Origin of the sequence: Anaplasma bovis (assembly GCF_036903315.1) — a bacterium.
Classification (GTDB): Bacteria; Pseudomonadota; Alphaproteobacteria; order Rickettsiales; family Anaplasmataceae; genus Anaplasma; species Anaplasma bovis.
Map to the genome: position 1 here is coordinate 1 of NZ_JAWLNY010000034.1, position 10,617 is coordinate 10,617.

11 protein-coding genes are annotated in these 10,617 nt (G+C 41.6%); 7 read left to right on the plus strand and 4 right to left on the minus strand.

All coding sequences use genetic code 11. The features are described 5' to 3' along the window. Positions 1 to 765: 765 nt before the first annotated feature. Positions 766 to 1,767: a hypothetical protein gene (locus tag R4I06_RS03325; RefSeq protein ID WP_334414132.1), complete on the minus strand. Its 1,002-nt coding sequence runs from the start codon at positions 1,765 to 1,767 to the stop codon at positions 766 to 768. Positions 1,768 to 1,878: 111 nt separating this feature from the next. Between R4I06_RS03325 and R4I06_RS03330 the strand changes: the two genes are divergently transcribed. After that, positions 1,879 to 2,055, plus strand: a complete 177-nt coding sequence (locus tag R4I06_RS03330) for a hypothetical protein (RefSeq protein ID WP_334414133.1) — start codon at positions 1,879 to 1,881, stop codon at positions 2,053 to 2,055. 415 nt (positions 2,056 to 2,470) lie between these two features. Here R4I06_RS03330 and R4I06_RS03335 read toward each other — a convergent pair whose 3' ends face one another. Together R4I06_RS03335 and R4I06_RS03340 are read right to left on the minus strand one after the other, a co-directional pair. Then, complete coding sequence (locus R4I06_RS03335; RefSeq protein WP_334414134.1) at positions 2,471 to 3,214, minus strand: biotin--[acetyl-CoA-carboxylase] ligase; 744 nt, start codon at positions 3,212 to 3,214, stop codon at positions 2,471 to 2,473. A 130-nt stretch (positions 3,215 to 3,344) separates the two neighbouring features. Then, on the minus strand, positions 3,345 to 3,878 hold the full coding sequence (locus R4I06_RS03340; RefSeq protein WP_334414135.1) for a protein-disulfide reductase DsbD domain-containing protein: 534 nt from the start codon (positions 3,876 to 3,878) through the stop codon (positions 3,345 to 3,347). Between the two features lie 274 nt (positions 3,879 to 4,152). On the opposite strand from R4I06_RS03340, the gene R4I06_RS03345 reads away from it, so the two are divergent. The 3 genes from R4I06_RS03345 to recR are packed head-to-tail and all read left to right on the plus strand — an operon-like array spanning position 4,153 to position 6,004. Next, positions 4,153 to 5,178: an ABC transporter ATP-binding protein gene (locus tag R4I06_RS03345; RefSeq protein ID WP_334414136.1), complete on the plus strand. Its 1,026-nt coding sequence runs from the start codon at positions 4,153 to 4,155 to the stop codon at positions 5,176 to 5,178. A gap of 17 nt (positions 5,179 to 5,195) precedes the next feature. Further along, a complete protein-coding gene (gene tatA, locus R4I06_RS03350) occupies positions 5,196 to 5,366 on the plus strand; it encodes a twin-arginine translocase TatA (protein ID WP_334414137.1) in 171 nt (56 codons plus the stop codon). Positions 5,367 to 5,419: 53 nt separating this feature from the next. Beyond that, the gene (recR, locus tag R4I06_RS03355) at positions 5,420 to 6,004 is read left to right on the plus strand and encodes a recombination mediator RecR (RefSeq protein WP_334414138.1); all 585 of its coding nucleotides are present in this window, start codon (positions 5,420 to 5,422) and stop codon (positions 6,002 to 6,004) included. Between the two features lie 17 nt (positions 6,005 to 6,021). Here recR and R4I06_RS03360 read toward each other — a convergent pair whose 3' ends face one another. After that, the gene (locus tag R4I06_RS03360; RefSeq protein WP_334414139.1) at positions 6,022 to 6,900 is read right to left on the minus strand and encodes a metal ABC transporter solute-binding protein, Zn/Mn family; all 879 of its coding nucleotides are present in this window, start codon (positions 6,898 to 6,900) and stop codon (positions 6,022 to 6,024) included. 15 nt (positions 6,901 to 6,915) lie between these two features. On the opposite strand from R4I06_RS03360, the gene R4I06_RS03365 reads away from it, so the two are divergent. The 3 genes from R4I06_RS03365 to R4I06_RS03375 all read left to right on the plus strand — a co-directional run bounded on the left by R4I06_RS03365 (position 6,916) and on the right by R4I06_RS03375 (position 10,386). Beyond that, complete coding sequence (locus R4I06_RS03365) at positions 6,916 to 7,626, plus strand: metal ABC transporter ATP-binding protein (RefSeq protein ID WP_410519377.1); 711 nt, start codon at positions 6,916 to 6,918, stop codon at positions 7,624 to 7,626. Next, positions 7,619 to 9,058: a 2-polyprenylphenol 6-hydroxylase gene (gene ubiB, locus R4I06_RS03370; protein WP_334414141.1), complete on the plus strand. Its 1,440-nt coding sequence runs from the start codon at positions 7,619 to 7,621 to the stop codon at positions 9,056 to 9,058. The genes R4I06_RS03365 and ubiB overlap by 8 nt, the downstream gene beginning before the upstream one ends. A 140-nt stretch (positions 9,059 to 9,198) precedes the next feature. Then, entirely contained in the window at positions 9,199 to 10,386 is a 1,188-nt protein-coding gene (locus R4I06_RS03375; RefSeq protein WP_334414142.1) for a hypothetical protein, read from the plus strand. Positions 10,387 to 10,617: the final 231 nt, after the last annotated feature.

A 10,617-nucleotide genomic window follows, 5' to 3' on the forward strand; every position in this document is an offset into this window, starting at 1 on the left:
CATTTGCTGAAGAGCTAAAAGGTGCGCTATTACCAGAACTTTTGGATTCAACACCGTACAACGTAGCCGAGGGGAGTGAGGGTTAGACTATCCACAGTGAGGGTGATAACACACACGTGAAGATTGTACAGGATCTTTGCTTTATTTTCAAGTTGTATCAGTGCTGCTTAAGGGGAGGGTACAGTGATATGGTGAGCCACAGTGGCTATATAAACATATGTGTCAATAAGCGTATAAACTTGCATTTTGGTAGACTATGGGGTGTGCCGATATGTGTTCCTCTAGTACATACACTGTAAATTCGGCATACACGGAGGTGTAGTGGTCCTGAGGTGACTTTTGATGTTTACTATATGAGCTACCAGCAGTAGTAGCTAGGCAAAAATTGCCCGTATTGCAAACAAATACCTTTCGTGAGGGTAAGTACCAATGTAAACATTGGGTGATAACGCAACTTGATAGCTGTTTACTCTGCATTGTCTATGATAAATCTTTAACTAACACACGCACGAGAAATGCCCTTTAATCCTGGTATATCTAGACAATATTCACGAATTAAATCCGCATTAGTTCTATTTTTCATAAAAATATGGAACTACGTAAGGTAAATGAAAGGTGCCGTAACTCTTAAATAAACACTCTAGGATGTGAAATAGTGCTGAAGAGGCATATTTGCAGGTAGATATACAGTCATTTCTGCTATTTCATGTAGATATGGAGACCAGATTATGATGGAATTTGGCGTGAAGGTAGAATTGGCCCTTTTCAATAGGCATTCCTGTTTTTGCATTTCTTACTATTGGATATACCAGTTGTCACACGTGTATCTATCAGATGTGTGTTAAGCCCTTCTGACTCTACATCATCGTGATCCAGACATTGCTTATCGGAGCGTACATCTTTAGATTTAGCAGCCTCAGTTTGTGACACAAATCCTCTTGCACTGAACTGATATGTAAGGGGGGGGGGAGACGTTTTTTGTCCTTTCCTGTTCCTACTTTCTATCGAGTCTGTGTTTTGAAGACATACGTAGGATCGGGGCTGTGAGTCAAATTCTCTATCACCAAGCTCTGCTTCATCACTATTCTGTGTACCAAGGTAAATTCTACCACCACGACTGTTGGTATTATTCTGTTCATTCCCTACAGGAGATCGCACTTTTTGCATGAAAGTCTTAGCACTTTCAAACATCCTACTCTTGATAGAGGAGAAGGTATCCTCTTGCTGCTCACGATTAGCTGCTCTACGACTCTTCTCAAAATCTCCTAGGGTTAATCCTCGCTGAAGAGGCTCAAGCTCTTCAACAGCATGAGCATCCCTACTATCTCTGCGAACAGGTTGCCTAGACCTCATATCTGATAGTTCGATCTCCTGTACGAGCTGTTTTCTATCAGATGACCTTGTGCTTCTTTCTTGGGGTGTACTGCCATGAGACGTAGTACGGGTGCCTGTTCTTTCCTTTGGCTCTTCATCAGTATTCTGTGTACCGATGTAAATTCTATCGCAATGATTGCTACCATCATACTGCGCGGTGCGGATCGGGGAACTTGTTTTACTATTAGCTTTTAAATGATTTTTCAATTCTCCAAGAGTTAATCCTTGATAAAGAGGCTCAAGCTCTTCAGTAGTATGAGCATTCCCATTATTTTCGTGAATAGGCCCGTCTGCCTTATATTTTTGCATTGCTTCATTTATCAAAGCTGCAAAAGCCACGGTAGCATACATCAGGGTAGGATCTGGGATTATCATTAATGATACCTGAAACATAATCGGAAACGCCACTCAGCAACTCTAGTGGACGATGATTGATGTTGAAGTTTTTGAGAAAACACATGTAAAAATTGTACATGATCCTGAGTATTTTTTCAAGTTAGATCAGTGCTGTTGAAGGGGGGGGGGAGTGATATAGTAGGCCACAGTGGCGATATAAACATATGTGTCAATAAGCGCATAAACTTGCACTTAAATGAGTTTATGGAGTGTCCTGGGGGACATCACTTTGGCATGTGTACTGTAGATATGACATGTGTAGGGGGAAGGGGAGATGTAGTATAGCAGTTATGAGGTGATTTGGAGTGCAGTAGAGCGTTTGTAGAGGCGCGTCTGATGTATTTTATGCATTTCCACCATTTTTTATATAGATATGGCACTACATTATGTAATGGAGAGTACTGTCACTCTGGAATGAATTCTTCAGGATGTGAGGTAGTGCTCTCAGACTACACTCAGTGACAAGTACTGATTATTTCGGACCTTCTTCTGCCATTTTAAGAAGGTGTTGAACTACATCATAACTTGAGGCCACTACGCGACTCTTCAGGAGGATTATTCGAGCTTTTTTTTTTGCCGTTTTTATGTAGATGTGGAACTATACACTACAATTGTGTAGGAAGGGTGTAGCAGGTTGAAATAATCTCTTCAGGATGTGAAATGATACTCTATGGGTTTGCCGCGGGTAGGGAAAATCATATCAGAGCATTTTACCATAGCCAATACTGAGTAGACTACTGTTGGACTGTAGGACCATCGCTCCATCTGTATTTATATTCACGAATTTACCCACGTGGCGTGTGTTTGTATTGGTTACAATTTGAACAGTTTCTCCCATCTTATAGGCTTTATTGAGCCATAGGTTTCGAAGCACAGAAAATCCGTACGTATTGTATGCGTCTAAAAGTTTGCGAAAGTTTTTTAGTACGATCTCCATCAACTCTACGTTAGACAGAGTTATACATGGCACATGTTCCTTTATGGACGTAGAAGTGGATATTGGACTTGAGTATATGTTTATACCTATGCCGCATACAACCCAAGATATCTGTCCCCCGCCTAAAGTTTTTGTTTGTAGCAGAATTCCCGATATCTTTTTACCGTTGACCATAACATCGTTGGGCCATTTATATTCTACTCTGGTGCAACAAGTATTTTTTGACTGCTGACCATTGTGATGCAAAAAAACCTCTTCTAAAGCTGTTCCTACTGCTATAGCAGCAACAAATGACAATGCTGGAATATTAAGAGCTCCTCGTAGTATGATGCTAAAGTACAAATTTCCGTGAGGAGACCTCCATACTTTTTTGTTTCTGCCTATGCCCGCAGATTGCTCATCTGCCAGGACCACAACACTGTCCTCTATACCCCTCTCAGCGAGCTCTAACGCATCTAAATTTGTGCTGGTTGATATGGAAACATGGTGAACAAGGAAATCACCCATTACATACTTTTTACTACCAACAATGCACATTTCGGCATACAAATACGTGTGGTTTCATGCTATGAGAGCTCTGCTTTTCTGTCACGCATAAAGAACGAAAAGTAATCGCTATACCTGGTGTTCAGGGTGCTCATCTATCTTGCCATTCCCTGATCAGTTCGGTATGTTTTTCATCTACAAATTTGCTCTTAGACACATCTAGGGCCAAAGTTTTCTTAGTCGGAATACAAGTTTCTCCGCATACAGCAAATTGTAACTCAACTTTAATTTCCTTTGTCCCACTTTCAAATTTTGCAACGAAAGGAAAGGCGACTGAAGAGGTGTACACGTTGCTTGTGAAGGTTTTTTTTCCTATCTTCAAGACGTCAACTTCATGTTTAGGCCAGTGTATGTCGTACCACAGCACTTTTGACCCTTCTAGGGATATTGTGGTCGCTACACCTGTATCACCTGGGTCAGCAGCATATATATGCCATCCATCCTGTATCTTGAAATGTACAGCACCCTCGACTGTGGTCTCATCTATTGCCCCGACAAGAACATCAACGCTTGCATGCTCTTTGTCTTTTGTTATAACAGCGTGTTGCGCACCAAGCGCCGCCATGCCTGGCGAAGTAAATAGAAACTGCAGAACCAGGCAGTATATTACAATTTTCAATATCACACCGACCGAAAGTACACTACGCATAAGACTAATTGTTTTTAGAACATTTAGCAATTTTCTAGTTCTTGGTGAAGGGAATAAGTTTCACGCTAACATGATAAAAAATGTTGGTCAGTGGATGAGTAGGTTGCTTGATTTATATACTGAATACTTTAATTCTGTGCTATCATAGTCACACGCCATGATGGGATGTTTTAGTGTAGTACTACGGGTTTCTGCACGTGGTGTTGTTTCTCAGATTTATAGGTGTGCTTGATTTGGTTATGGTGATATTGTGGAAGGCGTAAGACTTGCTGGAGTATCATATAGATACAGGAAAAGTAATTTTCTGCTAGATGTTAAGGATTTCTCGGCAAAAAAAGGAGAAGTTGTTTGTTTGCTTGGGTTGTCAGGTTGTGGTAAATCAACTATCTTGAAGCTGATAGCTGGACTAGAGCGTACCAATACCGGCACTATAGAGGTCAATGGCAGGAAGGTGGATGATGTGGAGAAAAATATCCACATTCCAACTGAGAAGAGGAATATAGGACTGATTTTTCAGCACCCCTCTCTCTTTCACCACCAGACTGTAGAAGAGAATGTAGCATTTGCTGTAAGAGAATCTAGTAAGGATGCCAAAATCAAGCGTGCCAGGGAAGTGTTGGAGTCTATAGGGATGTACAGCCATAAGGATGCGTACCCCCATATGCTTTCAGGTGGGCAACAACAGCTTGTTACTATAGCGAGGACTATAGCGCAAAAGCCTGAGATTTTTCTGCTTGATGAGCCATTTTCCAATTTGGATGTCATATTAAGAGAAAGAATAAGGACTGATGTTTTGGCCTTGATAAAGTCAGAGAACATCACGGTTTTGTTTGTTACACATGATCCTGAGGAAGCACTGGATGTTGCAGACAAAATTTACGTCATCAAAGAAGGTAAGATAATACAGAGCGGCACTCCTGACGAAATATACAGTAGTCCCAAAGATGTAAGTCTCGCTAGGTTTTTTGGGAGGTTAAATTACTTCGAGGCTGTGGTTAAAGATGGATGCGTTTCCCTAGACCTCGGTAAGATCAAGGCAGACTCTTTCGAGGATGGCAGCAGAGTTGCTGTCTGTATCAGGCCTGATGCTTTGGTCCAGCGTCGTAGTGGGGGAGCTGCTGCTGTAGTAAGGCTTGTAAAATTTTTCTGTAATATGGTATATATAAGCGTTGATAGTTCCTACTGGATGAAGTTTAGCGGTAGGGTTTTGCCCCGGGTAGGGGATGTTGTACACGTGTCTTTGGATTCTAGTAAGGCCTTGCTTTTTAGGCTTTAGTGTTTGGGGGTTGTATTATGAGTTTGGGGCCTTGGCAGATTTTTCTAATATTGCTGATAATTTTGGTACTTTTCGGAGCTGGTAGACTACCCCAAGTTATGGGTGATTTAGGCAGGGGCATGCGAAATCTCAGAAAGGAGCTCAAAGACGGTGAGCTCACGCAGACTAAGGATGAAACCAATAACTAGATTATAGTAGGGGTAGAGATCCCTCGTATTATTCTTTCTGCGAGTTTGATTTTATGGACATAGAAAAGCTAATCAACCTGTTTGCCAAGCTTCCTAGCCTTGGACCGGCGTCTTCTCGCAGAATAGTGTTGCATCTCTTGAGGCACAGAGATGACATTATGATACCTCTCGCAAATGGAATAAGAGAACTAGAGAGAAAGGTAAAAGAGTGTGAAATTTGTTACAATCTAGATGATGTTTCGCCATGTTCCATTTGTACAGATAGCAGGAGAGATAGTAGCCTTTTGTGTGTAGTAGAAGAGCTAGGTGATCTCTGGGCCTTTGAAAAAGGTGGGATATATTCTGGTATGTACCATGTGCTTGGCGGTACGTTATCTGCGCTTTCTGGCGTTGGTCCGGATGATCTCAATATTGATACCATTGTTGGTAGAGTGGTTTCTGGCGGCGTAAAGGAAGTGATAATAGCCACCAGCAACGATATGGAAGGACAGGTTACGTGCCATTACATAGCTGAAATAATAAAAGAGGTAGGTGTCAAGGTTACGCGTCTGGCCTGCGGCATTCCTTTAGGTGGCGAAATAGATTACCTTGATGAGGGAACACTGCGTGCAGCCCTGTCATCTAGATATGCGATATAAGCAAAACAGTATTATAATTACTTAGATAGACACTCTCTAAATTGCTCCGCGAGTGACATCATGAGCTCGAAATATCCATTCTCACTTGCCGCTATAGATGTACCTACTGGATCCACTGTGTAAATGTGGTGAGCAGCATCGTTTGGTACAAGGGCAGCCCCAATTTTTCCAACTGTATTGTCTATGAAAATGCACTTTGTTGCATGAGCTTTTGCAGCAGTTTTTGCAGCATGTAGAGCACGAGCTGTTGTGCTTACGGTGTGTCCTGAAGAAAGGGCAGCTACGAAATTGAGTCCAAAATACCTGTCAAAGTATTGATAAGCGTCGTGTATAACCACGTAAGGTACGTCTTTTACTGGTGCGAGTATTTCTGTGATTTTCTCCGTCATTACGTCAAGCTTTTTCAGTATATTTTCTGTATTTTGACGGTATAAATGGGCGTTTTCCGGATCTTCATCAGATAAAGTACTGCATATCGTTTGTATTATCTTCTCAGCGTTTGCAGGACTCAACCATATGTGAAAATCTTTAACGTCGTAACCGCGACCTGAGTCACGAGCACTTCTTGATGCTAACAAAGGTACTGCATCTGATAAACGGACAAACTTCTTTTTGCTACGCGCGCTTAATTTCTTTACAAATGGTTCCAGTTCTTCATCTATATAGAACAAAATGTCTGCCCTATCGAACTTAGATACATCAGATGGTTTTACTGCGCAGTCGTGTACACATGATGTTCCCGTAGATGGTAATACAGGCTCTAGTACGCCATTGCTTACCGCAACTACCAGAAAGTGTATAGGATTTATAGTTGATACTACCTTAGGAACGGTATATCCTGCCGCAGGTATTAATCCGGCCAGTATCAGCAAAATAACATGTATTCTAGCGAACATATAAAAAAATCTACATTGAAAACTGCGTCGAGGACTGCGCGTAGTACTTCATCAGATCGTGTCCTAACGGTGAATAGTTTAACATTGTTTTACGGCAACAGGAAGGCAATAGATAACGTTAGTTTTTCGGTTGGATTGGGGGAAATTGTTACAATTTTAGGACCTAATGGTGGCGGCAAGACTTCGCTGATACGTGCTTTGGTGGGTATTAATAAGGACTATCTTGGTAGCGTGGTATACAAGAAAGATGCGGTCATAGCGTATATGCCTCAGAGCTTTGCAATAAACACACTTATGCCAATCACAGTGGAATATTTGTTATTGAGTGTGTGTTGGGGTAGCAATGTTACTCCGGACATACAAAGCGTTATGAGATATGTTGATGTGTCTGGCCTGTTGAGGCGTCAGGTTTCTGAATTATCCGCAGGTGAGAAGCAGCTAGTATTACTCGCTAGATGTTTGATTATCAAACCCACCATCATAGTGTTAGATGAACCCGTGAGCTGTATGGACATCGAGGCAAAGAATAATTTTTACCAATTACTGGGACGTCTAGTTTCTGAGTGTAGTGGTATTAGTATAATAATGACATCTCACGATTTGCATTGTATCATGGCTTGTTCAGACAGGGTAATTTGCATAAATCGTTCAGTTCGTTGCGAAGGAACTCCCGCAACAATTGCCGAAGACGCAAAGTTTTCTAGCGTATTTCCAGACAATGTTTAGTGCTTTAAAAGATGTAGGGCGACTGCTTAAGATAGTAATCTCATTAGTGTCATACGGCATCTTGCCTTATACCAGTTTTTTCGCGTATTTCAGATTTCGCTCTAAGACTTATGGTCAGAGAATATGCATGCTCTTGCAAAGTTTGGGGCCCACATTCATTAAGCTTGGCCAGTCTCTTGCTTCTAGACCTGATATTGTTGGATCTGAAGTAGCAGAAAATTTATTGCTTCTGTGCGATAAGATGCCATCTTTTCCATTTAGTGACGTAGTCAAAATTGTGGAGAGTGAGCTACACAAAAAGATACACGAAGTATTTTCGGAATTCAGTGAAATGCCTGTTTCTGCAGCCTCCATATCACAGGTTCACAAGGCAAGGACCCTGGATGGGGAGTGGAAGGCTGTAAAAGTGCTGAGGCCAAACATAGAGGTAGAATTTCAAAAAGATATAAACCTAATGCGCAGACTGGAGCGTATTTTTGGTGGAATTGCGGGCTTGACTCGATTTAAGCTGCGAGAATTGATAGATACTTTTTTCAGAGTGTCTAAATTTGAGCTAGATCTGCGTTTTGAGGCTGCAAACGCAGATGAGTTGAGAAAAAATATGCGTTCTGAGGAGGATGGCTTTCGCATCCCGGAGATAGATTGGCAACACACTACGCGGCGCGTACTAACACTTCAATGGATGGATGGTATTCCAATCTATAGGATAGATGAGCTTTCTGATAGAGATTCCATAGCTAGAAAACTCGTGGTTGCCTTTTGCAATCAGGTATACAGAGATAGGTATTTTCATGCAGATATGCATCCAGGCAACCTCATGGTCGATTCTGAAAATCGCATAGTGGCGGTAGATTTTGGTATTATGGGTCGCATCGATGAGGAGACCAGATTTTATATTTCGGAGATATTTTTAGGGTTTTTGAGTAAAGATTACGAAAAAGTTGCTGATGCACACTACGATGCAGGCTACATCCCCTGTAGGAGAGAGGAATTTGCTACCGCATGCAGGGCTATATGGGAGCCTATAGCTGATGTGAATGCGCGGGATTTTTCTATGGCACAGCTATTGACCCACCTGTTCAAAATTACTGAAGATTTTGATATGGATGTGCAGCCACAGCTGTTGTTGCTACAGAAGACAATGGTGCTTGTGGAGGGAATTTGTAGGCAATTATCACCTGAGGTGAACTTATGGAAAATTGCGGAAGTTTGGGTAAAAGATCATTACGAAAGCTACGGATGCATGGATAAATTGAGGGAATCCAAGGTGTATAAGTGTGCTAGAAATGCTTCAGCGTTTGTGTCAAAGATTGACAAAAGTTTGGATATAGTCATTGCGCACAACAAGAAGTACTCAGAGAAGAAAAATACGGGATTTCTTCTTTACTGCATCATCCTGCTTTTGATAGGGTTTATTATATTTAAGCTATAACCTGATGCAGACCTTTTTCGCATGGAAAAAGCTGCAGCTATCAACATATTGTAAGTATGAAAAATTCTAGAAGTGCACTACTGATTATCTAGGTTATCCAAGTGAAAAAATATATTTTTTGGGTGACAACCGTATACACAATGCTGTCTGTAACTCCCTTCGAGATGATGTACGCTGCTTTCGGCTCTGAGGCCCTGATGAGCGATGTCATGGTGGCTGAATTGCTATGTATACACATGTGCTTTTTTTCAGCATTTCAGCTTTTTTCAGGCACAATCCTGGACTATTGCGGAGGCAGGATATTTTTGCCACTAGCAGCAGGGTCGGTTTTTGTTGGAATGCTGCTTCAGGTGGCTGCCATGGGATCAAATTTTTTTCTCATTGTAGCACTTTCTCAGACGTTCCTAACATGTGGTGCATCATTTGGTTTTATTGGAGTTGAATATCTCAGCAGATGTGTTTTCTCCGGTAATAAAGCAAAAATGGCATTCTCGTTTGCACAAGCGATGTATGGGCTTTTATGTGCAACATTCTGGGTGATATCCTCTCACTATGAGCAAATGATGAGGCATAACTTTTACAGCATAGTATGGGGCATAACCGCTCTGCAATTTGTTTCTGCGCTAACGGCTTGTTGTACTTCTAATATCCCACAAGTGCGTTCTAGTAGCAGCGTTTCTTGTTTCTCAGTATTCTCTTCCATAACGAGACATATTTGCTGCGTCACGACGAAACCGGAAGTATGGAAAATCTCTCTCATAGGTGGCATGATGTTTGGGATATTTTTTTCATTATCCAGCCTGCTGCTGTACAAATATGATTCTTCGATAGGTGGGTTTGTTTCGACATATGTGTGGATTGGCTTCGCGCTGGGGGCCCCTCTCTCATGTTGGATGTTTCTCCACTTTCGTAATGGCAAGAGGATATTCTTCGCTATCAGAATATTACAGTGCTTCAGTCTGTGTTGCTTGTTATTCATTATGCAAAAAGTAGTAGCTGATTCCCATAATTATGAGATGGAAAAATACGCCGGGTTAGCGCTGGCTGCCATGTTTTTTGGGATTTTATCAGGTGGTCACATGATAGCATTTATCATTGGGACACACATTGTTGACGATAAATACAAAAGTGTATGCTGCGCAATAATAAACGGATTCATGTGCGTTATTGCCGGCATGATTATCCTGATAGTGACAATTTTTGCTGAGTTTTACAAACTACAAACCCTGCTAATATGTACATCTTGTATTTCTCTAGTACTACACTGCTTGCTAGAACGCCACTTGTGTGTAGGAATAGTTGAAACTTCAGGTCGCAACCTGCAATAGGGAGCTCTGCGTCCACATTTTCAGAGAGCTCTATAAACTGCAAACACTTCTAATATGTATATCGTATATTTCTCTAGTGCTGCATTTTTCGCTAGAACGCCACTTACGTGTAGGAACAGCTGAAACTTCAGGTCGCAACCTGCAATAGAGGGCTCTGCTCTGTATCCATACTTTCGGAGTGAATATGCCCAGTCAATATGTTGCGATATCCCTCAGTTATTTTGACTTTAA

Coding starts and splice junctions, on each gene's coding strand:
- R4I06_RS03325 (WP_334414132.1), bottom strand. CDS start 1,767: ATGTTTCAGGTATCATTAATGATAATCCCAGATCCTACCCTGATGTAT.
- R4I06_RS03335 (WP_334414134.1), bottom strand. CDS start 3,214: ATGGGTGATTTCCTTGTTCACCATGTTTCCATATCAACCAGCACAAAT.
- tatA (WP_334414137.1), top strand. CDS start 5,196: ATGAGTTTGGGGCCTTGGCAGATTTTTCTAATATTGCTGATAATTTTG.
- recR (WP_334414138.1), top strand. CDS start 5,420: ATGGACATAGAAAAGCTAATCAACCTGTTTGCCAAGCTTCCTAGCCTT.
- R4I06_RS03360 (WP_334414139.1), bottom strand. CDS start 6,900: ATGTTCGCTAGAATACATGTTATTTTGCTGATACTGGCCGGATTAATA.
- ubiB (WP_334414141.1), top strand. CDS start 7,619: ATGTTTAGTGCTTTAAAAGATGTAGGGCGACTGCTTAAGATAGTAATC.
- R4I06_RS03375 (WP_334414142.1), top strand. CDS start 9,199: ATGCTGTCTGTAACTCCCTTCGAGATGATGTACGCTGCTTTCGGCTCT.